The following is a 26,384-nucleotide window of genomic DNA, read 5'->3' as shown; positions in this document are numbered from 1 at the left end:
TTGATAAACGAGCGCCGCCTGATGTACGCCCCCAAACGCGCGTGTATTGGCTGGGTTTGTGATGATCGTTGTTGACGACATGATCGGCGCGATCCGCGAGCATGCGGCTCCTTTGCGTTCGTGGAAAGAACGCAGGGGAAAGCTCATTTTGTGGCTGGCCATCGCCCTTTTCGTTGTTGGCACTTTTTCTTCGCTCGTGATGCTGGATATCGCGTGGAGCCAATCCGGACTTATCGCGATGGCGATCCTTACTGCGGTAATGGGGGTCGTCATGCTGGTCTACAGCGCGGTCTCCTTGGTTCTTATGGCGCGCGGAAGCGGAGGGGATATATCCTTCGGCGCTGCGATGCGCGCCAGTTCGCGCGCCCAGATGGCCGAAGCGCTGCCGCTTCCAGGCGGCGCAATTGTGCGCACTATGGCCTTGGTTGAGGCTGGCGTTTCAATTACGAACAGCGTAACTCTTGTAATGGCTACCGCGCTTCTCTGGATTGCCTTGGCCAGCATCGCCTCGGGGGTCATTTTGCTTGCCCAATTGCCGGATGCAGGAGTGGTGCTTCTTGCTGGCGGTATCATTGTGACCATTGGCGCATTTGTTATAATTGCGATCAAGGGTACGATGTGGATCGCCGCTCTTACCCTTTTTCACCGGCTGGTCGGCATCGGCATTGCGGCGCTTCGCCTCTCGCTCGCTTTTGCAGTCATCAATTTTGTCGTGCAATTGCCGGAGGCGATGCCATACGCTCTGGCTGCTATTGCAGGCTCTGCCTCCTCTTTGGTACCTGGCGGTCTTGGAGTCAGCGAGGCTCTCGGTGCGCTGATGGCAAGCGCGATTGACGCCTCACCCCAATCAGCTTTCCTAGCCCTTGCCATCAACCGCGTCGCACAGTTCCTTGGCACGGCTTTGTTCGCTCCATTGGTTGAAGCCGTTACGCAGCCCACGTCGCTAAAAGAGAACGAGAATGACTGACAGCCTTGCACTTCACAGCGGCGATTACGTCGAACGCTATAACTCAAAACCGCTCGACAGGGTGCGCAATCTTGCAGAATTGATGGACCTGCCTAAAAAGGCGCGCCTTGCCGATTTTGCGTGTGGCAACGGTATGTTACTTCATGCGTTGGGTGATCGTGAAGGCACTTATGACGGTGTGGATTTCTCCCCTGACTTTATTGCCTCAGCCAATGAGTGGGCCGTTCGCGAAGGGCGCTCTAACTACCGTTTTCACTGCGACGACATCATCCGCTTTTGCAAAAAGAACTCCGCGGCTTTTGATGCGGCAACCACACTCGATTTTTCCGAACATGTGACCGATGATGATCTGATCCCGATCTATGCCGCAATCCGCGGCTCTTTGGTACAAGGCGGTAGTTTGTATCTGCACACGCCCAACCTCGATTTTATTCTAGAGCGAGCGAAAGATGCTGGGCTTATACGTCAGTTTGATGAGCATGTTGCGGTTAGAAACGGCAAGCAAACTGTCGAACTTTTGGTAAAAGCGGGTTTCCGTAGAGACGGAATCAGTCTCAAGCACATACCGCACTATAACATCCTAAAGTACCTTGACCCGTTGAGCCAAATGCCTTTGATCGGCAAATGGTGTCAGGCGCGTTTATGGATCGTTGCCCAGGTGTGATCGGTGACACAGTCCCAACTAGACGTTCTATTTATTACCCGCAAATGGGCGCCCGCTGTCGGAGGGATGGAAACCTGGTCGATTGAGATCAGCGACGCACTACGATCACTTACTGACATTGATGTGATTGCGTTGCCGGGGCAGCCCGATGGCAGTCCGCCCCGCGCAGCATCACTTTTAGGTTTTCCAATTAAGGTGATCAAGCGGTTGATCGCCCGTAAGAGCAAAGCGGACATCCTGCACTTGGGCGATATGGCGATCTGGCCAATCGCGATGCTGGGCGGCCACAAGGGCCGCGTGATCATCAGCGCGCACGGCACAGACGCATCTTATGCCCGGCGCAAGAATTTGCGCGGCCAGGTTTACCGCGCCTACCTTAAGCTGGGTGCATGGCTTCTTCGCACAGCGACTATCGCCGCGAATTCCGATGCCACCGCTCATGCGGTGCGTGAAACGGGATGGCACAAAGTGGACATTATCCCGCTCGCGACAACGATAAAGGGTCACGTTCAGGACACATTGCCTCAGCGAAATCTGCTGTTTGTAGGCCGGATTATACCATTAAAGGGGCTAAGTTGGTTTGTGGCCAATGTGCTTCCCCATATCGACCCAGATATCACGCTCCATGTCGCAGGGCCGCCAACCGATGCCGAAGAAGCTGCGGCGCTCAAACACCCTCGCGTAAAACACCTAGGGACGCTGTCAAAACCGGAACTGGCCGAGGCCTATCGCCGCGCGCTATGCGTGGTGGTTCCCAACATTGTACCGAACGATGGAACCTTCGAAGGCTATGGACTGGTCGCGACCGAGGCGGCGGCTGCGGGCGGCGTCGTGCTTGGTTCACGTTCGGGCGGTATCCCTGCTGCAATCCTTGATAACGAAACGGGGTTTCTTATTCGACCGGAAGACGCGGCAGCCTGGACACAGACTATCTCGACCATTTCAGGTTGGTCGTTAGAAAAGCGTCAGAGCTTTGTTTCATCATCTCTAAACAAAATTGACCAGTGCTTCCGCTGGAACATCGCCGCCCAAAGGACCATGGCCACGTATCAGAGCTCACTTCCTTTCAGCGAAATTTAGGGAAAAAATAAGGTTTCCGAATTATTCACCACATCTCGAAAGGCACTGTTCGGCTCGATTTGAACATGTCTCGATTTTGGATTGGTAGCCTTGGGGGCTAGGAATGAGCGCATTCGGGAAAAAAGGCGGCGGCGGGATGAAACCTGGCGGTCGTCCGGCATTTGGGGTTGCACGCCCGATGAAATCCGGCGGCGGACAGTCCGACGGCGGAGAGCAGTTTCCGCCGCTTCCAGGTGAAGAGGAAAAGCCCGAGGCTGAAAAAGCCAAAGCTGCGCCCTCCAAACCCTCCAAACCAACTTCCACCGCTGATGCGATGGACCGCCTTACCGAACGCATGAATGCAACCCATTCGGGTGAACATGAAGGCGGCGGTTTCGAAGCCAGCGTCCACAAAATCAAAGAGCAAGTGCTCCCGCGCCTGCTCGAACGGGTCGATCCCGAAGCCGCAGCCACGCTTTCCAAGGAAGAGCTGTCGGAAGAATTTCGCCCGATTATCATGGAAGTGCTGGCCGAACTTAAGGTCACACTGAACCGCCGCGAACAGTTCGCGCTCGAAAAAGTTCTCATCGATGAGCTTTTGGGCTTTGGTCCTTTAGAAGAGCTACTGAATGATCCGGACGTGTCTGATATCATGGTCAACGGTCCCGATCAGACTTACATCGAGAAAAAGGGTAAGCTGATTATCGCGCCGATCCGGTTCCGCGATGAACAGCACCTCTTCCAAATCGCCCAGCGCATCGTGAACCAGGTTGGCCGCCGCGTTGACCAGACCACGCCTCTTGCCGATGCCCGTTTGAAAGACGGCTCTCGTGTGAACGTGATCGTTCCCCCGCTTTCGCTGCGCGGCACCGCGATCTCCATTCGTAAATTCTCTGAGAAACCGATCACCTTGGACATGCTCAAAGAGTTTGGTTCGATGAGCGAGAAGATGTGCACCGCGCTGAAAATCGCAGGCGCCTGCCGGTTCAACATCGTTATTTCTGGCGGTACGGGCTCTGGTAAAACCACCATGCTCAATGCCCTGTCGAAAATGATCGACCCGGGTGAGCGCGTTCTGACGATTGAGGACGCCGCCGAACTTCGTCTGCAACAGCCGCACTGGCTGCCGCTGGAAACCCGTCCGCCTAACCTTGAAGGGCAAGGCGCGATTACCATTGGTGACCTTGTTAAAAACGCCCTGCGTATGCGTCCTGACCGAATCATCCTGGGTGAGATTCGCGGAGCCGAGTGCTTCGACCTTCTCGCCGCGATGAACACGGGCCACGATGGCTCGATGTGTACGCTTCACGCTAACTCCCCGCGCGAATGCCTTGGCCGGATGGAGAACATGATTTTGATGGGCGACATCAAGATCCCCAAAGAAGCCATTTCGCGCCAGATCGCAGAATCCGTGGACATCATTGTTCAGGTGAAACGTCTGCGCGATGGTTCGCGCCGCACGACTGACATCACCGAGGTGATCGGGATGGAAGGCGAAGTGATCGTGACGCAGAATCTGTTCAAGTTTGAATATCTCGACGAGACAGAAGACGGCAAGATTTTGGGCGAGTTTCGTGCTGCCGGTCTGCGGCCCTATACGCTGGAAAAAGCGCGTCAGTTTGGCTTTGATCAGGCGTATCTTGAGGCTTGTCTGTAAGCTTGTGAGCTCCCGCGAAGGCGGGAGCCTCCATCGGCTTACCTCATTTATGCAAGAGATCCCTGCCTTTGCAGGAATTCTCAAGCGCTTAGAGAGTTCCCAGCACCACCGGCAGGCTCATCGCAAGGCACCCGCCGCCTATCATTGCGCCCATGATGAAAATCGCAGTCCAAGGCACCCAGCCGACGCGTTCCAGCTGCGCATAGTCACGCATCTTTTTGCGCCGCCATTCCATCAGCGCGGCAAAGCCGGCCAGCGCCCAGAAAAAGCCGCCTGCCACCGCCATCTGCGCGGCATCGCTTGAAAGCGCCAATTGGGTGAACAAGTCCATCATCTGCGGCGCGATGTAGGCAAAGCTGCAGCTTGCGCAATAGTCAGCGGGGCTTAAAGCGGCTCTCACACATGGATGGATCAATTGCCAAACCGCGCCCTTTTCTGGCGCTCGGCCTTCGTTTGGCAACCGCTGCCGCGCTCGCGACGATGGCGATGCTGCTTAAACTGGCAAGCAGCAAAGGCGTGCATCTGGCCGAACTGGTCTTTTGGCGGCAATTTCTGACATTCGGCTTTGTGCTCACCGCGCTTGTGGCTCTTGGACAATTGCCCAGCGTCAAAACGCAAAGATTTGGCAGCCACGCGAAACGGGCAGCCTATGGCATTGTCGGCATGTTCTTTGTGTACGGCGCGGTCGTCCTGCTCCCCTTGGCAGAAGCGACAACCCTGTCCTTTACCGCACCCTTTTTCGCGGTCCTGCTAAGCGTAATCCTGTTCAAGGAACGGGTCGGCAAGTATCGCTGGGCAGCGGTTGTTTTGGGGTTTGCGGGTGTGTTGGTCCTCACTCAGCCCGGCTCCACGACTATTGATCCCGCAGGCGCAGCCGTAGCGCTGATTGCCGCCTTTCTTGTGGCGCTTATCAGCTTTCAAATTCAGGACCATGAACAAAACCGAGGCCCCGTGGAGCATCGTGTTCTGGTTTGCCGCCCTTACCACCCCCATCGCCTTTCTCGCTATGCCGTTTGTGTATCAGCCGCATGACGCGGAAACTTGGGCCATTATAGTCGCCATGGCGGCTGCGGGAGCAATTGCCCAAATACTCCTCACCAGCTCGCTGAGATTTGGGTCTGCATCGGTGATCCTGCTGATGGATTACACCTCGCTCCTTTGGGCGACATGGTATGGCTACACCGTGTTTGACCGCACCCCGCCCGCCAGTTTGTGGATCGGCGCGCCGCTGATTATCGGCGCAGGGGCATTGATCGCATATCGCGAACGTCTCCTCGCACAGGCCAAAGCGAAAGCGGCTGAGACAACCTAAATGGGACGCTGAAAGGAATTCTCGATGATCCGCACCACCCTGATCGCCGCCGCGCTTGGCGCGCTTACCCTTACCACCGCTGCCTGTAACACAGTGCAAGGTCTAGGCGAGGACATCTCCTCGGTTGGCAGAGCGGGCGAAGATGTGATTGACGGCGACGAATAAATTACACCCGCCTGTAAACCAGCGCAAGATTGTTGGCAGGCATTTCATGCCGTGCGCTGCGCGATAGGCCGTTTGCCGCGCCCGCTTCGTCCATCTGATCAACATGGCGAATGCCCCAAGCGGGATTGCACGATTTAAGGCTGGCATCGAATTCAAGATTGGAAGGCGCTGGTTCCAATCCGTTTTCAAAAAACGGGCCATAGATAATCAGTGGTCCGCCTGACTTTCCCAGCACACGGGCCGCGCCTGCCATCAGGCCAAGGCTTGCCGCCCATTCGCTGATATGGGCCATATTGATGCACAAAACCGCGTCCGCGCGCGCAAGGGGCCATGCCGCATCCGCCGCGTTTAGCGCAATCGGTGATTCCAGATTGCCCTCCCGATATTCCGCTCTGTATGCCTTGATCGAACTGAGCGCTCGCGGATCAGGGTCGCTGGGCTGCCACTGAACCTGCGGCAGATGCTGCGCAAAATACACCGCATGTTCGCCGCTGCCCGATGCAATTTCGAGCACTTTGCGGCACCCGGTCAATTCCGCCTGCAAAACACCAAGAATAGCCTCGCGATTGCGTAGAGTGGCGGGCGCGTGGTGCTTCACAGCACTCAGCCCACTTGCCGGTCCTGCCCTTCCCAATAAGGCGCACGCAATTGCCGCCGCAGGATTTTGCCCGATGGATTGCGCGGCATTTCAGGGATCACATCAACGCTTTTGGGTGCTTTGAAAGCGGCGATCTTCTTGCGCGTATAGGCGATTACGTCAGCTTCATCGATCTCCATGCCCGGTTTGGCAACGCAGCACGCTTTGACCTCCTCGCCCCACTTTTCGCTGGGGATGCCAATCACTGCCACCTCGGCTATGGCTGGATGACCGTAGATCGCGCTTTCCACTTCTGCGGGGTACACGTTCTCGCCGCCCGAAATGATCATGTCTTTGATCCTGTCCTGGATGTAAACATAACCATCTGCGTCCATGATCCCCGCATCGCCGGTGTGCAACCAGCCATCGGCATCAATCGTCTGCTGCGTTGCACCGGGCAGCTTCCAATATCCGCGCGTATTTGAGGGGGAGCGAATGCACACTTCGCCGATCTCGCCGCGCGGCGCTTCTTTGTTGTGAGTGTCGCGCACCTCAATCTCAGCCCCCGGCACAGCCTTGCCCGCCGAACGCATCCTCTCATTGCCTTCGAGCACATGATCTTCGGGCGGCAAGAGCGAGATTGTGCCCGATGTTTCTGTCATCCCATAGGCTTGCAAAAAGCCCGCATTGGGCATGGTCCGGACCGCTTCTTTGAGCAATTCCAAAGGCATGGGCGCTGCGCCATACATCAGATATCGCAGCGCGGAGAAATCGGTTTCCGCCGCTTTGGGGTGCTGCACCACCATTTGCAGCGCGGCAGGCACGATAAACATATGCGTTGCGCCCGCCTCAATCGCTTTGAGCGCACCTTCGGGAGTGAATTCAGCCTCGATATGATGGCGGATGCCGTTTGAAATGCCGATATTGATCAGGCCCGTGCCGCCAATATGGGCGCATGGCATGGCAACCAGCATGCAGTCGCCTTCCTCATAAAAGCTCCACGCCAGCCCCTCTTCCGCCGCCGCATTGCGAAGGCCCAAAAGATTGCGATTGGACAGCACCGCGCCCTTTGGATTGCCGGTGGTGCCAGAGGTGTACAATTGCAAAATTGGATCTTCGGCAGGCGGGGCCGTGTAATCGTTATCGGGCTGCATTTCGGCAATGTGCGCGCGCGCCTCATCGACAAGCAGCACGCCGCAATCATGTTCAAGCTCGCTTGCCACATTGTTTGCCATGTCTGCGAATTGCTCTTCGGCAAACAGCAATTTCGCCTCTGTGTCGGACAGGATGTAAGCGACCTCAGGCGCAGCCAGTCGCCATCCAACGGGAACCATAACAGCGCCCATCCGGGCCGCTGCAAGGTAAAGCTGGCAATAAAATTCGGAGTTTTTGCCCAGCCAGGCAACGCGGTCACCTTTGCTGATGCCTTGCGATTTATACAGCGCGATGATCCGCCGGGTTGCCGTGTTCAATTCTGAATAACTTGTCCGGCGATCGCCTTGTTCGAAAGCGATCGCATCGGGGCGTTCTTCTGCCCAGAAATTCAGAATTTCATCAAAGGTTTCATAGTTGTGATGCGCGTTGCCCTGGATGGTGTTTTCCCAGCCCATGCTTATCTCTCCTGGCTTTGTTCTTTGCCGGACAGACTAGGCGCAAACCGCTCTATCAGTCCATCAATTTACGTTAGGCGAAACGGCCTTGTCTGCGTGCTGCAGGCTCGCGAAGGATCAGCCAGATAAACAGACCGAGCGGTCCTGCAAACAATGTGGCCAGCAGGATAGGGGCCTGGATAAACCGATTGATCCCTTTTGCATCGCCATCGCGCGCAATCCAAAGCCCGACAAACAAATCAAAGGCGAGATAGTGCGTCCATCCAACGGTGACGCCGCCATCGCTGGCAAACAAAGCGCGCACGCCTTCAATCGTGGAGAAATTGGCGCCGCCCCCGCCCGCGCCCACATCCGGGCCAGCCGATATCAATCCGCTGACAATCCCGATCAAGCCCCCAGCGTAAACACAGCACAGCATGCCAATCCCTGCATAAAGCACCGCCGACAGCAAAGCAGGCCAGCGCGGCAACAAGATCAATGCGGCCCATGCGATCATCGCAAGGGCATTCACGGCGCTAAAGACAAGATCCCATGGCATAATCGCGATTATTCCTGTTCCTCAGGCAGATCCGCTTTCATCCGCCATTCGCGCGCGGCCCGCTTCATTGCCTCGTTATCATGGGTAAAGCGCCCCTGCGCGCGCCGCATGCCCAATCCCAAAGCCGCCTCTGCCACCAGATCAGCCTCGACCGAGCGGAACATCTCCCATTTCTTGGGAAGCAGCGGATCGATCAGCGGGCTGGCGATCTTTGCCAATCCCTCTGCCATGCGGAAATCATCATTGCGCGCGCCTTTCAAAAGGCCGGGGCGCAGAATATCGAGCCGTTTGAAACCCACTTTGGAAACCATCTGTTCGGTCTCACCCTTCACCCGCATATAGAAATGTTTGGACGCCGGATCAGCTCCCGCCGCGCTGACGAGGACCAGATTGAGAATGCCTGCCTTGTGTGCAGCCTCTGCCGTGGCCATGACGAGTTCCTGATCGACCGCGCGAAAGGCGTCTTCGTCCCCGCCCACTTTCTTGATCGTTGTCCCCAGCGCACAGATCAACGCTCGCGGGCGGACCGCTTCGAATATTTCGCCCCATTTTTCCGGCTCAGCAACAAAAATCTCCATCCGCGTGCCCGCAGGCATATCAAGTTCGCGCCGCGCGATGCCAACGATCCGGGCGGCATCGCCATGGCTGGAGATTTCGATAACGCGCCGCCCAATCAGCCCGGTGGCGCCCACAAGCCCTATGCGTAGCGGCGCTTTTTTCTCATCCATGCCATTGTCGGCAAAATATTCGCGCGTCCGGTCAGACATTGGTCAATCCGCTTGGGGCCTCGCCATAAATGGCGGCGCATTGGCGGATCGCGAAGCCATCGCTCATTCCGGCGATAAAATCGGCAATACAGCGCGCGCGCGCAGGCTCTGTATCGGGCAGACGATCCTGCCATTCTGCGGGCATCAGCTTTGCATCTTGCGAATATGCGGCGAATAACCGCGCAACAACATCGCGTGCATGTGCAGCAGCAGCGACCTGTTCGGGGTGGAAATACAGCTTGTCATACATAAAGGATTTGAGCGCACGCTCATGCGCTTCCATAGCGGGCGAGAAACTTGCCAGCTGGCGGCCAGCGGCGCGAATATCGGCGACTTTTTCCATACCCTCGATCTGTTTCGCCGTGTGTTCCAGCACATCATTCACCATCAATCCAATCTGCCCGCGCACCAGTTCGCGCAGTAGCCGGTCTTTGGGTGCACCAGGAAAGCGTTTTTCGACCGCTCGCCATTGCTGCGCGAGGAAATCCAGCTGAAGCAGATCATCAAGGTCAAGAAACCCTGCGCGCAGGCCATCATCAATATCGTGATTGTCGTAAGCGATATCATCGCTAAGCGCGGCAATCTGCGCTTCGAGCGAAGGCCACTGGCCCAGTTCCAAAGGAAACGCCGCATCAAGCTCCGCCAGCGCCCAGCCCGGATTTTCCACCGGGCCATTGTGCTTGGCCAACCCTTCGAGCAAATCCCAGGTCAGGTTGAGCCCTTCGTGCAGCGGATAGGGGCTTTCGAGCCGCATCACCGTGCGCAATGTCTGTGCATTGTGGCAAAACCCGCCATGCCGCTCCATCGCATCGGACAAAGCATGCTCCCCTGCATGGCCAAAAGGCGGGTGCCCCAGATCATGCGCCAGACACAAGGCTTCGGTCAGATCCTCATCCAAGCCCAAAGCGCGCGCCAGCACACGTCCAATCTGCGCAACCTCCAGACTATGCGTAAGCCGGGTGCGATAATGATCGCCATCGGGCGCGATAAAGACCTGTGTTTTCGATTTGAGCCTGCGAAAACTCATCGAATGGATGATCCGGTCGCGGTCGCGCTGAAAGGCGGTGCGCGGCCCTCTGCGCTCGCTGGGCGTTCTGGGCGCGCCTGCGATATTGGCGGCCCCGTCAAATTCTCGGCCTGAAAACCCGCGGTGATCCAGCGCGTCAGGATTGGCAGCGTAAGGTGCGCGTTTCATTTTGGGACATTGGCGGAGGGTGCCAACCACCTCAAGGCGAACAGATCAGCAACTCTGCGCGCATATGTGGACATCAGCCAATCCCTTATTGCGCCTGCATACCGCCCATTGGCGCCCCGCGCAAAGTTGAGTGGGGCCGCTCGCCGGACAGAAAAAGGGGTGGCAAGCGGCCCCGGGCTATCGGCATAGCGACCCGAGAGCCCGGAATTTGCACTGTTACGTTCCAATGACAAATTCGCCACGGCCAATACGGGTTTCAATTCAAAACCGCATCCCTTTGTGAGCGATCCCTGCGGCCAGTTGTTCCCGCGCGGCGTTGAGTCGCAAATGAGCGCGCTTAATCCTCGCTCAAAATCCATTCTGCCGCTGCTTCGCAGTGGATTACAGTCGAATCGAACACTGGCAGCACATTGGCATTGATATCGACGATCAGATCAAGCTCCGTGCAAGCCAGCACAATCGCCTGTGCGCCTTCCTGTTCCTTGTTTGTGATGATCGTTTTCAATGTGCGCTGTGCATCACGCGTGACTTTGCCGACCATCAATTGATCGTAGATAATCCGGTCCAGCGTTTCGACATTGCCCATATCGGGCGGCAGCAGATCAATCCCGTGCGAAACCAGTCTGCGCCGATAAAACCCCTCCGTCATCACATTGCGCGTGCCCAGCAGAGCGACATTCTTGATGCCCGCCTGCTTTAGTTTTTTACCGACGCATTCAGCGATATGGATGATTTCGATATCAACCTGCGTTTCAAGCTCGCGATAGACTTTGTGCATGGAATTGGCACCGATCAACAATGCCTCTGCGCCGGCTGCTTCCAACCGTTTTGCGCTGGCAATCAATGTTTGAGTGGCGCGTTCCCAATCTTCTGGCGTGTTCAGGCCGTGAAGTTCGGTGAAATCAAGACTTTCGATCAGCATCGGCGCGCTTGCCATGGGGGCCGCGCGTTTTTGGATGATGCGGTTGATCCGCTCATAATACATGCCCGTCGACACCCAGCTCATGCCGCCGATCAATCCCAATTTGCGCAAAGCGACCCTCGATTCCACTTAGGTAGGTGGCCCGGTTTAGCGGCGAACGTTACGCCGCGTCTATAGGCGGGAAAAAACCACCGCTTTACAAGGCGCTTACGTGGTTTCTGCGATGTTCAGCAGCCAGCCTCTTAGCGTTTCGAGGCTCGCCTCTGGCGCTTCTTCGTGCGGCAAGTGGCCGATGCCGGGATAGATAACCATGGTCGAGCTAGGCAGATTTTCGTCATACCAGCGGCAGGAGGGAACCGGGATCAGCGGATCCTTTTCCCCGCACAGCAGCAAAGTTGGCACAGCTATCTGCGCGATGTCTTCAGCGTCAAACGATGTGCGCGGATTACCGAACCGGGCGATTGTGGCCTGCCTGTTGCCGGGATAGCGCAACAATTCCCAATACCGGTCGACCGTCTCATCGGTGACGATGGCCTTGTTGCTGACGGTTTGAGCAAAGGCATCCTTGACCATGGATCGCGGAGTGATCTGCGCCATGATGGAATTGATGACAGGGGTCTGCGCCAATTGATAGGTAAGGCTGGCATCACGCTCTGGCCGCACCGGCGCACCGCTTGCCCCCACCATAACCGCGCCAATCAATCTGTCCGGATGCGCCATCGCGTAGGCCGCCGTGTGCGATCCGCCCATCGAGCTTCCGGCCAGAACAAACCGTTCCAGTCCAAGCGCATCGGCCACCTCATCAATATCGGAGACAAAGTTATCGAGCGAATAATCACCGTCTGGATCCGGCCCGGTCAGGCCGTGCCCCACTTGATCAAACCGGATGACGCGGTGATCTTCGCGCAAGGCCTCTGCCCAAGGCTGCCAGGTGTGCAGATCGGCTGTTGAACCGTGCAGCAACATGATGACAGGCGCATTTGCATCGCCGTTCAAAGGGCCTTCATCGCGCAAATGCACTTTCAAACCGCTTTCCAGCAACACAAATTGCGAAGGCTCACCGCCATATTTGGCGCGCATTTCGGCGGGATCGGTATCTGGCGTGCGAAAGAGCAGGAAAGCTGCGCCCAGCACCACAGCGAGAAATCCGATTGTCCTAAACACCCATTTCATTCTGCGACCCCCAAAAGCGGTTTCAAAGCAGCTGTTTCAGCATATCCAACCCGCACCCTGCCGCGACCGATCCCAGCGTTTCAACAGCTTCGCGGTCATCGACCCGCTCCAATCGCTCCAGCGCTTTGCCAGGCGATAAGGGCACGCGGTCCTCGCCCTCTTCGGGGGCCAGGCGTTCCAGCTTTTTCAATTGCACAATCGATAGCCTGTCGGTGAGGCGCGGCGCCATGCAGGTGGCCAGGTTTTCAGGCACGCCATTGGCGAGCAGCGCCTGCTCAACGCGTTCCTCGGTCACCTGTTCAAGCACCCCGCCATCGCGGAACACAAAATACCCCCCAACCAGCAGCGCAATCACCGCAAGCGCAAGGAGCATCGCGCGCATTTAGTCGAGCGCCTTTACGATGCCTTCGACCATCTTCTTCGCATCAGACAGCAGCATGACGGTTTGCGGCATGTAGAAGACATCATTGTCAACGCCCGCATAGCCGACGCCGCCCATGGAGCGTTTGATGAAGAACACCTGCTTTGCCTTGTCCACATCGAACACGGGCATGCCGTAAATGGGCGATGATTTGTCGGTTTTAGCCGCCGGGTTCACCACGTCATTTGCCCCAATGATGAAAGCGACATCGGCCTGGGCAAATTCTGAGTTGATATCCTCAAGCTCGAACACCTCGTCATAAGGGACGTTCGCTTCTGCAAGCAGCACGTTCATATGCCCCGGCATCCGGCCAGCAACAGGGTGGATCGCGTATTTCACATCCACGCCTTTTTCTTTCAGCGCATCGGCCATTTCGCGCAGGACATGCTGAGCCTGCGCCACCGCCATGCCGTATCCCGGAATGATGATAACGCTTTCAGCCTGTTCCAGCATAAAGGCGGCATCATCCGCGCTGCCCTGTTTGTAAGGGCGCTGTTCGCGCGGTGCGCCATCGCCAGCGCCGCCAGCATCATCCGCGCCAAAGCCGCCAGCGATCACGCTGATGAAGCTGCGGTTCATAGCCTTGCACATGATGTAGCTGAGGATTGCGCCCGATGAACCCACCAGCGCGCCGGTGATGATCATAGCTGAATTGCCAAGGGTGAAGCCCATTGCTGCCGCTGCCCAACCCGAATAGGAGTTCAGCATCGACACAACGACCGGCATATCCGCCCCGCCAATCGGGATGATTAGGAGGAAACCGATGACAAAGGCAAGCACAGTAATTGCCGGGATCATCCAGCCTTCGCCTGCCCCGCCTTGCGGTGAAACGGCGTAATAGCCGACCAATCCGATGATCGCAGCCAAAGTGCCCAAATTGATGGCATGCCGCCCCGGCAGCATGATCGGAGACCCACTCATTTTGCCTGACAGTTTAAGGAAAGCGATAACCGAGCCTGAGAAGGTGATCGCACCAATCGCGATACCAAGGCCAAGCTCGATCCGGCTGACCATAAGGATTTGGCCCGCATTATCAGTGATCCCGAAACTCGCCGGATCAAGCCATGCGGCAAGGCCAACAACTACTGCTGCGAGGCCAACAAGCGAGTGGAAGCCTGCAACCAGCTCGGGCATGGATGTCATCGCGATTTTGCGCGCGATAACAAACCCTATCGCGCCGCCGATCGCGACCGCTATTGCGATCTCATACCATGTCGCAAGATTGTGCGTGATCAAAGTGGTGCCAACGGCAATGACCATCCCGATCATGCCATTGCGGTTGCCGCCGCGGCTTGTGGCCGGGCTGGAAAGCCCGCGCAAAGCAAGGATGAAAAACACACCGGAGATAAGATAGGCAAGCATTGCCCAAGCGGGTGTAGCCGCGCCATCGCCAGCGGCATGAGCTGGGGTTGCGAACAAAGCCGTCATCCCAGCGAAAGCTGGGATCGCTGGCCACTTAGCGCGGAGCTTATTGAGGGAGATCCCAGCTTTCGCTGGGATGACGGGTGACATGAAAGAACCCATCCTCACTTCTCCTTTTTCTTATACATGGCGAGCATACGCTCGGTCACGGCAAAACCGCCAAAAATGTTGACGCTGGCCAGCACCACACCAAACAGGCCCAGATATTTGGCCACCGGACTGCTAGCCTCAGCCGCCGCAATCAGTGCGCCGACGATAATCACGCTGGAAATCGCATTGGTCACGGCCATCAACGGCGTGTGAAGCGCAGGCGTCACCGACCAGACCACATAATAGCCGACGAAACACGCCAGCACGAAAATCGAGAGGATTGAGATAAAGTCCATGGATCAGGCCCCCTTCAGCCTCTCATTAACAACAGCGCCGCCCTGCGTCAGGCGGATCGCATCGCCGATCTCTTCGTCAAACACAGGCTTGCCCGCTTCCTTGTCCCAGAACGCCTGAAACATGGTGAAATGATTGCGCGAAAACAGTGCGGAGCTGTCAGCGGGCAAATGCGCGGGCGTGTTTGAAAATCCGATGATTTTAACGCCGTGCTTTTCGACGACTTCGTCAGGCTTTGAACCTTCGACATTGCCGCCTTGCGCCACGGCCAAGTCGAAGATGACACTGCCCGGCTTCATTGTGGCGATTTGCGCATCGGTGATCAGCACAGGCGCAGCGCGTCCGGGGATCAAAGCGGTGGTGATGACGATGTCCTGTTTGGCAATGTGTTCGCTGACAAGCTTGGCCTGCGCCGCCTTATATTCATCGCTCATCTCGGTCGCGTAACCGCCCGAACCCTCGCCTTCGATCCCGGCTACGTCCTGAACGAATATCGCCTTGGCTCCGAGGCTTTCGATCTGCTCTTTGGTAGCAGAGCGCACATCAGTCGCCGAAACCTGCGCGCCCAAACGCCGCGCGGTGGCAATCGCTTGCAGACCCGCCACGCCAACGCCCATAATAAACGCCTTGGCCGCTTGAACGGTGCCGGCTGCCGTCATCATCATCGGAAAAGCGCGGCCATAGGTGTCCGCTGCGGCCAAGACCGCTTTATATCCAGCAAGATTGGACTGGCTGGAAAGCACATCCATACCCTGCGCGCGCGTGATGCGCGGCATGAATTCCATCGACAACGCTTCAAGGCCCGCTGCCGCATAAGCACCAAGCAGATCTTTATTGTTGAACGGGTCAAACAGGGCCGCAACCATCGCGCCCGGCTTTGCGCCTTTCAAAAGCTTCACATCGGGAGCTTGAATCGCCAGCACGATGTCAGCATCCTTGATCGTAGCAGCGGCGGTGCCAACAGTGGCACCGGCCTCTTCATAAGCTTGATCCGTGATCGACGCGGTCAGGCCTGCGCCCTTTTCAACGAACAGATCATTGCCAAGGCCTGCAAACTTTTTGACCGTTTCCGGCGTTGCCGCAACGCGCGTTTCGCCCGCGCTGCGTTCTTTCAACACTGCAATTTTCACAAGTACGCCCCTGTTAACGGCCTATTGGCCAGGCTTTAGCCGGCAATCATCGCAACGACGAGTGCAACGATCACCGCAATCACGGGGACCGAATATTTCAGCGCGCTCATAAAGCCGCCATATGTTTCTTGTGCTTTGTCCATATCATGGATGCTCATTGCGTCATTTTCCCTTTGTCGGCCTGTTTGGCCCTTATTCATCCAACCGATCCGCCTGCGGTTCCTGCCATAAACTTGCGCGTCACGCGCGGTTCATCCGAAAACCATACAGCTTAATCTAAGCGGCCCCTCCCCGTATCGGAGAGAGCCGCGTTGCTCAAGCCCACTGTATTGCCAGTGCTCTGCAACAATGCTGTGCGATTGGTCGCGTACAAAGACCGGCTTAAAGTGCATCGGGTCGAACAGCCTTAATATCGTATTTACTCGATGCTTGTACGCCCTGCGGACGTCTCACCCTGGGACGATTGCCAGGGCATCGGAGGGTCCTTGCCGATCATGGCGGAGACAGAACAGCTAGAAGACACACGTCTTGTGATGTTGATCGATGATGAGCCTGCACAATCGCGGCTTATCTCAGCTATTGCAGCGCGTGATGGCTGGCGCACTTTGGTCGCGCCCGATGCCGATACAGCAATCGCCATGCTGGGCACGCGCGAAGGCATGCAATTGTCTGCGATCCTGCTCGATCAGTGGGTTCCGGGCGATGATGCCTGCGCTCTTATCACCGAGTTGAAAGAGCGCCGCCCTGCGCTTCCCATTCTAATGCTCACCACCAGCGCTTCCCCGCTGCTCGCGGTCGAAGCGATGCGTGCAGGCGCAAGCGATTACCTCGTTAAACCCGTCTCGCCCGACCGGCTGATGGAAGCCTTGCGCACTGTTACCAAGCGGCAAGCGCCCAAGGACGAGCTTGCCCCGCTGACCGAGAAGATGTCTGCCACGCTCGATTTCGATGCGATGATCGGAACCGCGCCCGGTTTCCGCACGGCTTTGGCTAAAGCTGCAAAAGCGGCCCGCGGGCATGGCCACACCCTGATCGAAGGCGAAAGCGGCACTGGCAAAGAGATGCTGATGCGCGCCATGCACGCCGCTTCTCCGCGCTCGAAAGATGCTTTGCGCATCATCAATGTCGCCAGCGTTCCGCCCAATTCGCTCGAATCGGTGCTGTTCGGCCACGAACCCAATGCTTTTCCCGGCGCGTTTGACCGCCAGATCGGCGCAATGCAGCACTGCGATGGCGGCACTTTGGTGCTCGACGAGATTGACCGGCTTCCTGGCCCTGTCCAACGCCGCCTTGCCGAAGCGCTTGAGACCGGCATTGTCCGTCCGGTTGGCGCCGCGCATGGGTTCCGCATCGATGTGCGTCTTTTGACAGCAAGCAATTTCCCTTTGAAAACGCTCGTTTCTGCTGATCAGTTTGACGAGGAACTGGCGATTAAACTGGGCGGCACGCTCATTTCGCTTCCGCCTTTGCGCGAACGCACGGGCGACATCACCGCTCTTACTCGCCATTTTCTGGCGCGTATTGGCGAACAGCCGGGGCTTAAGCATCTGTCCGTTTCTGATAGCGCATTATCGCTGCTTTCGGCGTTTGATTGGCCGGGCAATGTGCGCCAATTGCAATCGGTGCTGTTCCGAGCCGCCGTCTATTGCGAAACCGATTCGCTGACAGCGGACAGTTTCCCTCAGCTTTCTGAGCTTTTGGGAGAGCAGAAAGACCCCGTATCCAGCCATCTGCACGAAGGTGTGGGCGTGATGCTGTATACCGAAGACGGCAATTTGCGTCCCTTGGAAGAGATCGAGGCTGACGTGATCCGCCTCGCGATTGGTCATTATCGCGGCCGAATGACCGAGGTTGCCCGCAGGCTCGGCATTGGACGATCAACGCTTTATCGCAAGCTGAGCGATCTGGGGATTGATAACGTCGCTTGATCGCTGTGCGCGTTGGGCTATCCCTGCGGGCATGACTGACACAAACCCTATCGCCCATGCCTTCACCAACCGGACTGCGCTCGTCACGGGCGCAGCGTCCGGCATTGGCGCTGCCTGCGCCCACTTGCTCGCCGAACGCGGCGCAGCAAAGCTGATCCTTGTCGATGTGGACGAGGCCGGCATGGCGGCGCTCGACCTTGGCGATACCGAAACCGTGTGCATCACCGGCAGCGTCGCGGATGAGGCCTTGTGGGATGACATCGCCCCGCACCTTACTGGCCTCAATCACGCCATCGTCAATGCTGGCATGGGCGGTTTTGGAGCCTTTGCGGATCTCACCATGGCCGATTGGCGGCGCATTATGGACGTAAACCTTGATGGCGCGTTCCTCACTTTGCGGGCCAGCCTCAATGCCATGCTCAAAGCACAGTCAGACAGCAGTAGGAAAGCGGCAAGTGTCGTTATCACAGCCTCATCAACCGGGGTAAAGCCTGTGCCCGGCACTGGCCCCTACGGCGTCTCCAAAGCAGCCGTTGCCCATATGGCGCGCATGGCAGCAGCTGAAAACGCCGCCGCCGGTATTCGCGTCAATGCGATTGCGCCGGGCGGCGTTGACACCGCCATCTGGGAAAGCGGGCCTGAATTCAACGCAGCGGTTGCAAAGCACGGGCGCGATGCTGTTATCCAGAACATGGGCAAAACGACGCCGCTGGGCCGCTTTTCAACCGCGCGCGAAACCGCGCAGTCGATTCTCTATATGCTCAGCGATGAAGCCGCGAACCTTACAGGCCACGTGCTGGTCGATGATGGCGGGTTCACGCTTTAGCGCCGTTTGCCCCCAAACGCGCTTACCAGTTCACCGTCTGGGTCACTCGCTCTTCACCCTTATTGCCGCGCATGGACATGGTGAAAGTCCGCTTGGCCCAGTCGATATCGACAAGCCCGAAATTCTCCTCCGAGATGAAGTCCGTCACCCGCTTGGGATCGGGTTCGCGCGCGGTGTTCCGTTCGGTGGTGGAAAACGAGTAGTTGAGCGAAGAGCTCGTCAGCTCCCAGATTGTCTCGCCTTTCGTCTCGGGTGCGGTCTCAGTGTAGATGCCGCCCGCATGGCGATCGCCTGACAGCAGCACCATGCCGCTTTCCTCGCGATTGGCGAGCATTTCGTAAAGCCGCGCACGCTCCAGCGGCAGCGCTTCCCAGCTTTCGTAATTGTGCGCATCGGTCACCACCTGAATGGAGGATGCGATGATGCGGAAGTCTGCCGGTTTGGCAAGCTCCTGCGCCAGCCACTCCCACTGCGCATCGCCCAGCATGGTCTTCGACGCATCTTCGCTGGGCACATAGGGGCCAAGCGGCGGGCGTTCGTCTGAATAGGGCATCGCTTCAAAGTCTGACCGGAAGAACCGGGTGTCGAGCACGATCACCTGAGTGCGCTGCCCTTCGGGTCCAAACATGCGGCTTTCATAGATACCGGGGCGCGCGCGCACTTCGTCGGATGATCCCCAGAATGTCTCGAAAATCGTCTCTGACCAGCGGCGATGGGCAAAGCTTGCGCCGCCATCGTTGAACCCGAAATCGTGATCATCCCATGCGACCATCATCGGCACTTTTGCCATGAAATCGGCAAGCTCAGGCGTGCCAGCCTGCACTTCATACGCTTTGCGCAAAGTGCTGAGCGATGCATCGCCTTTCCAGAACTGATCGCCATAATTGTTGTCACCGATAAACAGGAACAGCTGAGGATCGGTTGCGGCAATCTGGCCCCACATATGCTGCGAGCGCAATTGGTGATTGCAGCTGCCAAAGGCGAGCCGGGTAATCACGCTTTCCGGCGCGAGCGAGGCATTGGCGGGCGCGACGGGCAATTCGATGCTCTCGGCCAGTTTCGCGTAATAGGGCGCAAGCAAGTCTTCAGCGGCCAGCGGCACTTCGCCATGGTTACCGCCGTGTCCCTTATGCGCATCGGCAAAAGCAGGCGCTGCTGCCAGGGCAGCGATGGAACAGGTGGCAGCGGCAAACAGCGAAAGACGGCGCATGGGTGATATCCTTGATTGAATGGTCAATTGCCTCTTGCCCACGTCTCATGGCGAGTTTGTGACAAGTAGGAAAGCGGTAAAGGCGCGGCGCCAATCATAGAGGTTCAAGCTGGCTGAAGTCGGTTAGCGCCGCATCGCGCATACCGCGCCAAACATTGCGCGCCTGAACGCTCTCCGCCACGTCATGCACGCGCAGCACATGCACGCCTGCATCTATCGCACGCAAGGCCAACGCAATCGAGCCGCCAAGGCGTGCGCCTGCTTCCTCCTCGCGGCTCAACGCGCCGATCATCCGTTTGCGGCTGGCCCCGACCATCAACGGCGATCCAAGGGCATGAAACAGCGGCAGCGCGTTCATGAGCGCGAGGTTGTCGCTGAGCGACTTGCCAAAGCCGATGCCCGGATCGAGCATGATGCGCGCTTCATCAACACCGGCCGCAATCGCGCGGGCGCGGGCATCCTTGAGGAAGTCAAACACGTCGCTCACCACATCGGTGTAGTCGCCGCCATCCAGCTTGTCCTTGGCATGGAGGTCTTCGCCCCCGCCCGGTGCATGCATCAGGATGACGGGGCACCCGGCATTGGCAGCCAATTCCCCCATGCGCGGGTCATAGCGCAAGGCTGATACGTCATTGGCCACCTGCGCGCCTGCGCCCAGTGCCGCTTCGAGCACGCCTGCGCGCCGTGTGTCGACGCTGATCGCTGCGCCCATACTCGCGCAGTACTCAGCCGCCGGGATCACTCGTTCGATCTCATCCCCTTCGAAAGTCGCAGCAGCGCCGGGGCGTGTGCTTTCCCCGCCTATGTCGATGATCGCCGCGCCTGCCTCCAGCATGGCAGCGGCGTGCTCGCGGCCTCGCTCGGCTGTATCGAACGCGCCCCCATCCGAGAAGCTGTCGGGCGTTACGTTGAGGATGCCCATCACTTGCGGCTGATCGAACCGGATCACGCGCGCGCCCAGATCCCAGGGTTGATGCACCTTTTGAAGGTTCGCCCATTGCGCCTGAGCGTCCTCAGCCAGCGCGCCGCCCGGCTCGCCCAATGCCTCTGCCGCATCCGCAAGGGCGAACACACGGCGATGCGTCACTGCCCCGCTTTCGCGCACCACCAGCGCAAAGCGGCTGGCATAGGCCATCGAACCGCCCAGCCGGATCGATGCCGGGCCGCCTGCCCCTGCTTCTGCCTGCGGGGAAGCGGAAAGGCCGATGGGATGGACATAGACTGACGCGCTCATACCCGACCCCTCGAATCGGTGATCTGTTCAGCTTTCTCATCCGAAGTCTGACACATGGACCGCATGTTACACGGTCCTGACAAAGAAAAGTGCCCTGCCCCAAAAGCAGCGTTTGGGAGGGATTTCAGGCGGGTAATGAGCGATAACTTGGTCATGGCGCGAACGATAGCGCCCCGCCCCGATGTAGGACAGGGCCGCGCGCGGGTTCTCGTCAACTCTATCGCGCGCCGCTTCGCTTCAACCTTTGGCTTTCAGTCTTTGTGCGTGTTCTTTTTCGACCAATCGCCACGCTTTGAAAACAGTCATGTCCGGGTCCGTTCTGCCCGTTCGCCCCAGCGCATATATCTGCGCGTAGAACCAGAATTGCGTGGCAAACCCGGCCATGGCTCTGATTGCCCTTATCTTTTCCAGGAATTTCAACGGCGCTGGCAAAAGCGAAAGCGTGTTTTCTGCGCGCGGCAGAGCGTCTGCACCTGCCAGAATGCGCCTCGCCCCATCAGGCTCGACGCAAAGCGGGCGGCCAAGGCCCACGATATCCGCCGCGCCATCGCTAACGGCCTGCTCCATCGCTGCCCTGCTGCGGAAACCGCCCGTCACCATCAGCGGTACATTGACAGCGTCTTTCATCGCTTTGGCAAAATCGACAAAGTACGCCTCCCGCGTTAAGGTAGACGCCGCGATACCGGGATCATCAGCGGGCTCCATCCCTTCGATGCCCAGCAATTTGGGCTGTTCATAGGTGCCGCCGGAAATCTCGATCAGATCAACCCCGCGCTCCTCAAGCCAGGTGACAACCTGAAGGCTGTCTTCAAATGCAAAGCCGCCCTTTTGAAAATCCGCGCTGTTCAATTTCACGCTGATCGCAAAATCAGGCCCCGCAATGACGCGCGCCTGTTCGACAACGCTCAGCAGCAATCGCGCCCGGTTTTCAAGGCTCCCGCCCCAGCGATCGGTGCGCAGGTTTGAGCGCGGGCTGAGGAATTGCGAAATCAGATAGCCGTGCGCGCCGTGGATCTGTGCGCCTGTAAAGCCCACCTGCTTGCAAATCCGCACCGCCCGCACGAACCCGTGGATGATCGCTTCAATCTCGCTGTCTTCCAGAGCAACAGGTTCCCCAAACTGCCCGCCGGGCAGGCCCAGCTTCACCGCAGAGGGAGCCTTGGGCTGAGGGTTGATATTGGCAAAGGTCTGCCGGCCGGCATGGCTGATTTGCGCCCAGAAATGATTGCCAGAACGCGTCGCCGCCGCTGTCCAGCGCTGGAAGGCGGCGATGGCGTCATCATCCAGTTCGCCATCAATAATGATATTGCCGGGCCGCTCCAGATGATCGCGGTCAATCTGGATATTGCCCGAAAGCAGCATGCCGCAGCCGCCATCCGACCAAATGCCATACAGCCGCTCCAATTCAGCGGTCGGCGCGCCGCGGCTGTCTGCCAGTCCTTCGGTCATCGCTGCTTTTGCGAGGCGATTGGGCAGGCTTACGCCGCATGGCAGCGCAAGTGGGGTTTGCAAGATCATCCGCGACATCCTCTTTTATGCCTTTTGTTGGACCGCGGCGATATCACGAATTTTCCAATAGGAAACGGGCAAGCTTAGCCAATCGGCAGCGCTCTGGCGCAAAAAGGGGCCAGACTTGCGTGCCCGGCCCCTTCTTTTTCGGTGTGGATAATGCGCCCGCGATCACAGCTTCAGGCGAACCCCTGCTGAAATGATCGACTGGGCGCTTTCCACACCCAAAGTCGCTGGCAACAAGTCCAGTTCAATATCCGCATCGCTGAAATTGGCACGGTAGGTGTATTGGCCAAAGACCTCTGCGCCATCGGTCACAGCAAAACTGGCACCCGCCATTGCCTGATAGGCGAACGATCCGTCGCTATCATCGCCAACCAGAACGCCGGATGGGGCGTATTCGACATCGGTGGATTGATAGCCAATTCCCGCGCCGACATAGGGTTTGAACCCGCTGCCCGTGTTGAGATCATAAAAGACATTGGCAAAAATGCCGAGATTGGACACATCGCCCTGTCCATCGGCAATCACGGCCCCGACGGTCGGGTTGGCGGGGTCAGCCGCGCCGCGGGTTAAAACCGCGCTATCGGCACCGTCAATATCCGCGCCGCCAACCAGCAAGCCAGCATGCGTATCGACATTGTATTCGGTATAAGTCCCTTCCAGTTCGGCGCGCAGGCCATTGCCAAAATCATAGCCAACCTGTCCGCCAATCGCGAAACCTGTGTCATTCTCGGTGCTCCACGCGAGATCTGTTCCGGCAGGAATTTCGCCAAAATCCGCCGTTGCTGGCACGGTCTCATCAAATTCGCCGGAATTGTCGCTGTCATTGGGCAATGCGGCGCCGCCGCTTACGCCGACATAGATGCCGCCATCATCATCCTGCGCAAATGCATTGGATGGAACCGCCAGCACGCCAAGCGCGATGGCAATAGGTGCAAGTTTAGAAAAAGACATTCGTAGCTCCTAAGGGTTGCGGCTTTGCGCCGCTTAGTGTTCCCCCCGCTTAGGCCCGATCACACGACCGGATGCCCCAAGGATACGATGCCACCTGAACCTTAGATGCGAATGATTGTCAGGATTTGCCAGGACGTGCGATATCTGCGCTGGATGATGCATATCCTTCGCACAAGTTTCAGGTTTTCAGATGGATAGAAAGCGGACTTAATCCTCAGACGCGAGCAGATAAAGCTGCCTTGCCGCGTCTACAGGGAGCATTTCGCCACCCTTTTCATAATGCCAGAACGTCCAGCCATTGCAGCTTGGCGCGCCTTGCAATTCCTTGCCCAGCGAGTGGATCGATCCGGTGTGGACACCTTTGGGCGCGTGGCCTTTTTCGTGTTCAAGCGAACCATCTGCCCGGACGATCGCGACCCAGCGGCGTTTCTTGTCGAACACCTTGGTTCCGGGCGCGATCAGTCCGGTTTCCACCAACGTCCCGAAGGCGACCCGGGGCGCGGACTTTCGTGATTGCATTGTCTTTAAAGCGCTCTCGTCGAGAGGAAGTTCCTTTTCTATGCGTTTATACGCAATGGTCTGGTAAAATTCCTCGCGTTCGCAGCCGACCCATTGGCGGCCCAACCGCTTGGCAACCGCGCCTGTTGTGCCCGTGCCAAAGAACGGATCGAGCACCACATCACCCGGCTCGGTTGTCGCGAGCAGCAAGCGGTAAAGCAGGCTTTCGGGTTTTTGTGTCGGATGCGCTTTCTTGCCGTGCTCTTTCAGGCGTTCATTGCCCGAACAGATCGGCATCACCCAGTCAGACCGCATTTGCAGTTCATCATTGAGCGTTTTCATCGCCCGGTAATTGAAGTGATAGCGCGATTTTTCGCCCATGCTCGCCCAGATCAGCGTTTCATGCGCATTGGTGAAACGCGTGCCTTTGAAATTGGGCATCGGATTGGTCTTGCGCCAGATGATATCGTTGAGGATCCAGAACCCCATATCCTGCACCGCAGTGCCCACACGAAAGATGTTGTGATAGCTGCCGATGACCCACAGCGATCCATCGGGCTTCAAAACACGGCGCGCTTCGGCAAGCCAGGCGCGCGTGAAATCGTCATAAGCGCGGAAACTATCAAACTGGTCCCAGTGATCGGTGACGGCATCGACCTGGCTGCCATCAGGGCGGTTCAAATCGCCGCCCAATTGCAGGTTGTAAGGCGGATCAGCGAACACAAGGTCGACTGAATTGTCGGGCAATGAGCGCATGGCTTCGACGCAATCACCGCCAAGAATGGTGCCAAGCGGCAAGCCAGGAATGGGGCGCGCAGGCGTGATCGCAGGGGCCGCAACCGCGCCCGCCGCTTTCAGTTTTGAAGTTTCGATCACACCCATTTTATCGCCCCATTGGCTTGTCCCGGATCGGGACTCCATCACTTATCCACAGGCATGGAGTCCGATAGGAGTCCGCGTCAAGCAAAGAATTAGAGGGGTTTATGGTTAAGGCTTCGTAAAGACTCTAGCGCTTGTGCAGGAACGAAATAAGAACCCACAAGATGTGGAGTCTGAGTGTATTGAGGGGACTCGATATGAAGGGGGTGTATTAACCGGGTAATACAGAGCCAGGAAAATTGTAAATTTTTCAGGCCATGCCATTTTTTAGCGCAAAGCTTGGCCGCGATTACGCAAAAACCCAAATGGTGTTGGCCGCAAACCCGGCCAGCAGCAGCCCGCCCATCACCCGTCCGATCCGCTTTGCCTTCCACAAAATCAGCAGCAGCAAAACAGCGCTCGCAGCCAGCAGAGGCAGCTGAACGCCCGCCAATTCAGCCGGCAGAGGCAGCGGTGCAATCGACATCGTCGCCCCGCCGATCAGCAGGATGTTGTAAATGTTGGAGCCCACGACATTGCCCAATGCCAGCCCCGGCCTGCCCCGCAAGGCCGCCGCGATGGATGCGGCAAGTTCGGGCAGGCTGGTGCCCACGGCCACAACCGTCAGGCCGATCACGGTTTCAGGCACGTTAAAAATGGTCGCCAGATCAATCGCGCCTGTCACCAGCGCGTTCCCGCCTGCGACCAGAATGACAAGGCCCACCACGAACAAGGCAATGGCCTGCCACAAGACCGATGGCGCATCGTCCAGTTCTTCATCATCGCCGCCCGCCCCCGGATTGCGATAGCGCCACACGATATAGGCAAGGATACCCGCCAGAAGCGCAAAGCCAATCCAGCGCCCGCCCACCTGACCGATGGCAAGCGCCCAGAGCAGCAATGTCGCGCCCAGCGCCACCACCGCATCGCGTTTTCCGCTGCCGCTGAGTGCAATCGGCATGACCAGAGCAGTCGCGCCAAGGATAAGCAGCGTGTTCGCAAGGTTTGACCCCACCACATTGCCCCAAGCAATTTGCGGAGAGCCTGCAAGGCTTGCCTGAACGCTGGCTGCCATTTCGGGCATGCTGGTGGCAAATCCGACGATGACCAGCCCTGTAAACAGAGTGGACACGCCCATTTTCTGCGCAATGCCCACCGCCCCGCGCACCAGCAGCTCACCACCAATGCCAAGGCCAACAAGACCCACCAGACTAAGAAGAATCGCACCAAACATCCGCTGCGTTTAGGCGGGTTGTGGGGTATAGCAAAGCGGATTGGTGGCGGCGGATGTTCTTGTTTGTGTTCGCTTCGCGCATTCTCGTTTGGGCTCGCTAACGCTCGGGGCCGGGAGTTTTTTTGTTTAGTGTTCGCTAACGCTCACGCCGGACCACCCCTCCTCCC

Annotated in this window: 28 protein-coding genes; 9 read left to right on the top strand and 19 right to left on the bottom strand. The window is 57.8% G+C overall.

The genetic code is table 11. The features are described 5' to 3' along the window. Positions 1-58: 58 nt before the first annotated feature. The 4 genes from AC0V6W_RS13190 (at position 59) to AC0V6W_RS13175 (ending at position 4,347) form a co-directional block, all read left to right on the top strand. Positions 59-967, top strand: coding sequence for a hypothetical protein (locus tag AC0V6W_RS13190; protein WP_486150694.1), 909 nt, complete (start codon positions 59-61; stop codon positions 965-967). Further along, entirely contained in the window at positions 960-1,631 is a 672-nt protein-coding gene (locus tag AC0V6W_RS13185) for a class I SAM-dependent methyltransferase (protein WP_486150692.1), read from the top strand. Before AC0V6W_RS13190 ends, AC0V6W_RS13185 begins: the two co-directional genes overlap by 8 nt. Before the next feature lie 66 nt (positions 1,632-1,697). Continuing rightward, positions 1,698-2,711 carry a glycosyltransferase family 4 protein gene (locus AC0V6W_RS13180; RefSeq protein WP_486150690.1) on the top strand — a complete coding sequence of 338 codons (1,014 nt, stop codon included), beginning with the start codon at positions 1,698-1,700 and terminating at the stop codon, positions 2,709-2,711. A 103-nt stretch (positions 2,712-2,814) separates the two neighbouring features. After that, a complete protein-coding gene (locus AC0V6W_RS13175) occupies positions 2,815-4,347 on the top strand; it encodes a TadA family conjugal transfer-associated ATPase (RefSeq protein ID WP_486150688.1) in 1,533 nt (510 codons plus the stop codon). A gap of 88 nt (positions 4,348-4,435) precedes the next feature. Here AC0V6W_RS13175 and AC0V6W_RS13170 read toward each other — a convergent pair whose 3' ends face one another. Then, positions 4,436-4,681, bottom strand: a complete 246-nt coding sequence (locus AC0V6W_RS13170) for a hypothetical protein (protein ID WP_486150686.1) — start codon at positions 4,679-4,681, stop codon at positions 4,436-4,438. A gap of 68 nt (positions 4,682-4,749) precedes the next feature. Between AC0V6W_RS13170 and AC0V6W_RS13165 the strand changes: the two genes are divergently transcribed. Genes AC0V6W_RS13165 through AC0V6W_RS13155 form a run of 3 tightly spaced genes read left to right on the top strand, consistent with a single transcriptional unit; the run spans position 4,750 to position 5,824 of the window. Then, on the top strand, positions 4,750-5,379 hold the full coding sequence (locus AC0V6W_RS13165; protein ID WP_486150684.1) for a DMT family transporter: 630 nt from the start codon (positions 4,750-4,752) through the stop codon (positions 5,377-5,379). Then, positions 5,354-5,659, top strand: coding sequence for a hypothetical protein (locus tag AC0V6W_RS13160; protein ID WP_486150682.1), 306 nt, complete (start codon positions 5,354-5,356; stop codon positions 5,657-5,659). Before AC0V6W_RS13165 ends, AC0V6W_RS13160 begins: the two co-directional genes overlap by 26 nt. Before the next feature lie 24 nt (positions 5,660-5,683). Beyond that, positions 5,684-5,824, top strand: coding sequence for an entericidin A/B family lipoprotein (locus AC0V6W_RS13155; protein WP_486150680.1), 141 nt, complete (start codon positions 5,684-5,686; stop codon positions 5,822-5,824). A 1-nt stretch (position 5,825) separates the two neighbouring features. Here the strand turns inward: AC0V6W_RS13155 and AC0V6W_RS13150 are convergent, their stop codons facing one another. The 12 genes from AC0V6W_RS13150 to AC0V6W_RS13095 all read right to left on the bottom strand — a co-directional run bounded on the left by AC0V6W_RS13150 (position 5,826) and on the right by AC0V6W_RS13095 (position 16,121). Then, complete coding sequence (locus AC0V6W_RS13150) at positions 5,826-6,422, bottom strand: DUF938 domain-containing protein (protein WP_486150678.1); 597 nt, start codon at positions 6,420-6,422, stop codon at positions 5,826-5,828. A gap of 5 nt (positions 6,423-6,427) precedes the next feature. Further along, entirely contained in the window at positions 6,428-8,011 is a 1,584-nt protein-coding gene (locus AC0V6W_RS13145; RefSeq protein ID WP_486150676.1) for a long-chain-fatty-acid--CoA ligase, read from the bottom strand. 73 nt (positions 8,012-8,084) lie between these two features. Beyond that, the gene (locus tag AC0V6W_RS13140; RefSeq protein WP_486150674.1) at positions 8,085-8,549 is read right to left on the bottom strand and encodes an ABA4-like family protein; all 465 of its coding nucleotides are present in this window, start codon (positions 8,547-8,549) and stop codon (positions 8,085-8,087) included. A gap of 8 nt (positions 8,550-8,557) precedes the next feature. Then, a complete protein-coding gene (locus AC0V6W_RS13135; RefSeq protein WP_486150672.1) occupies positions 8,558-9,316 on the bottom strand; it encodes an NAD(P)H-binding protein in 759 nt (252 codons plus the stop codon). Continuing rightward, positions 9,309-10,511 (bottom strand): deoxyguanosinetriphosphate triphosphohydrolase, encoded by a 1,203-nt coding sequence (locus AC0V6W_RS13130; protein WP_486150670.1) that lies wholly within the window; start codon positions 10,509-10,511, stop codon positions 9,309-9,311. The genes AC0V6W_RS13135 and AC0V6W_RS13130 overlap by 8 nt, the downstream gene beginning before the upstream one ends. Positions 10,512-10,848: 337 nt before the next feature. Then, positions 10,849-11,562, bottom strand: coding sequence for an aspartate/glutamate racemase family protein (locus AC0V6W_RS13125; RefSeq protein ID WP_486150668.1), 714 nt, complete (start codon positions 11,560-11,562; stop codon positions 10,849-10,851). A gap of 78 nt (positions 11,563-11,640) precedes the next feature. Beyond that, on the bottom strand, positions 11,641-12,606 hold the full coding sequence (locus AC0V6W_RS13120) for an alpha/beta fold hydrolase (protein ID WP_486150666.1): 966 nt from the start codon (positions 12,604-12,606) through the stop codon (positions 11,641-11,643). Positions 12,607-12,628: 22 nt separating this feature from the next. After that, the gene (locus AC0V6W_RS13115; RefSeq protein ID WP_486150664.1) at positions 12,629-12,988 is read right to left on the bottom strand and encodes a hypothetical protein; all 360 of its coding nucleotides are present in this window, start codon (positions 12,986-12,988) and stop codon (positions 12,629-12,631) included. Continuing rightward, positions 12,989-14,455 (bottom strand): NAD(P)(+) transhydrogenase (Re/Si-specific) subunit beta, encoded by a 1,467-nt coding sequence (locus AC0V6W_RS13110; protein WP_486150662.1) that lies wholly within the window; start codon positions 14,453-14,455, stop codon positions 12,989-12,991. It lies immediately after the preceding gene. A 98-nt stretch (positions 14,456-14,553) separates the two neighbouring features. Continuing rightward, on the bottom strand, positions 14,554-14,835 hold the full coding sequence (locus AC0V6W_RS13105; RefSeq protein WP_142786877.1) for an NAD(P) transhydrogenase subunit alpha part 2: 282 nt from the start codon (positions 14,833-14,835) through the stop codon (positions 14,554-14,556). Between the two features lie 3 nt (positions 14,836-14,838). Next, positions 14,839-15,963, bottom strand: a complete 1,125-nt coding sequence (locus AC0V6W_RS13100) for an NAD(P) transhydrogenase subunit alpha (RefSeq protein WP_486150660.1) — start codon at positions 15,961-15,963, stop codon at positions 14,839-14,841. A 35-nt stretch (positions 15,964-15,998) separates the two neighbouring features. Continuing rightward, positions 15,999-16,121 (bottom strand): hypothetical protein, encoded by a 123-nt coding sequence (locus AC0V6W_RS13095; RefSeq protein WP_486150658.1) that lies wholly within the window; start codon positions 16,119-16,121, stop codon positions 15,999-16,001. Positions 16,122-16,457: 336 nt separating this feature from the next. On the opposite strand from AC0V6W_RS13095, the gene AC0V6W_RS13090 reads away from it, so the two are divergent. Both AC0V6W_RS13090 and AC0V6W_RS13085 read left to right on the top strand, forming a co-directional pair. Next, positions 16,458-17,891 carry a sigma-54-dependent transcriptional regulator gene (locus AC0V6W_RS13090; protein ID WP_486150656.1) on the top strand — a complete coding sequence of 478 codons (1,434 nt, stop codon included), beginning with the start codon at positions 16,458-16,460 and terminating at the stop codon, positions 17,889-17,891. Between the two features lie 31 nt (positions 17,892-17,922). Beyond that, positions 17,923-18,717, top strand: coding sequence for an SDR family NAD(P)-dependent oxidoreductase (locus tag AC0V6W_RS13085; RefSeq protein WP_486150654.1), 795 nt, complete (start codon positions 17,923-17,925; stop codon positions 18,715-18,717). Between the two features lie 22 nt (positions 18,718-18,739). Here the strand turns inward: AC0V6W_RS13085 and AC0V6W_RS13080 are convergent, their stop codons facing one another. From AC0V6W_RS13080 to AC0V6W_RS13055, 6 genes are all read right to left on the bottom strand, one after another. Then, on the bottom strand, positions 18,740-19,927 hold the full coding sequence (locus AC0V6W_RS13080; RefSeq protein WP_486150652.1) for an alkaline phosphatase D family protein: 1,188 nt from the start codon (positions 19,925-19,927) through the stop codon (positions 18,740-18,742). Between the two features lie 94 nt (positions 19,928-20,021). Further along, positions 20,022-21,161 (bottom strand): dihydropteroate synthase, encoded by a 1,140-nt coding sequence (gene folP / locus AC0V6W_RS13075; protein WP_486150650.1) that lies wholly within the window; start codon positions 21,159-21,161, stop codon positions 20,022-20,024. A gap of 237 nt (positions 21,162-21,398) precedes the next feature. Further along, positions 21,399-22,679, bottom strand: coding sequence for an NADH:flavin oxidoreductase/NADH oxidase family protein (locus tag AC0V6W_RS13070; RefSeq protein WP_486150648.1), 1,281 nt, complete (start codon positions 22,677-22,679; stop codon positions 21,399-21,401). A gap of 162 nt (positions 22,680-22,841) precedes the next feature. Further along, positions 22,842-23,627, bottom strand: a complete 786-nt coding sequence (locus AC0V6W_RS13065; RefSeq protein WP_486150646.1) for an outer membrane protein — start codon at positions 23,625-23,627, stop codon at positions 22,842-22,844. Positions 23,628-23,834: 207 nt separating this feature from the next. Then, complete coding sequence (locus AC0V6W_RS13060; protein ID WP_486151635.1) at positions 23,835-25,007, bottom strand: DNA methyltransferase; 1,173 nt, start codon at positions 25,005-25,007, stop codon at positions 23,835-23,837. A gap of 286 nt (positions 25,008-25,293) precedes the next feature. Further along, positions 25,294-26,217, bottom strand: coding sequence for a calcium/sodium antiporter (locus AC0V6W_RS13055; protein WP_486150644.1), 924 nt, complete (start codon positions 26,215-26,217; stop codon positions 25,294-25,296). Positions 26,218-26,384 lie beyond the last annotated feature (167 nt).

This window comes from Erythrobacter sp. JB1-7, from assembly GCF_057365015.1.
This window is presented reverse-complemented; position numbering and strand designations above follow the sequence as displayed.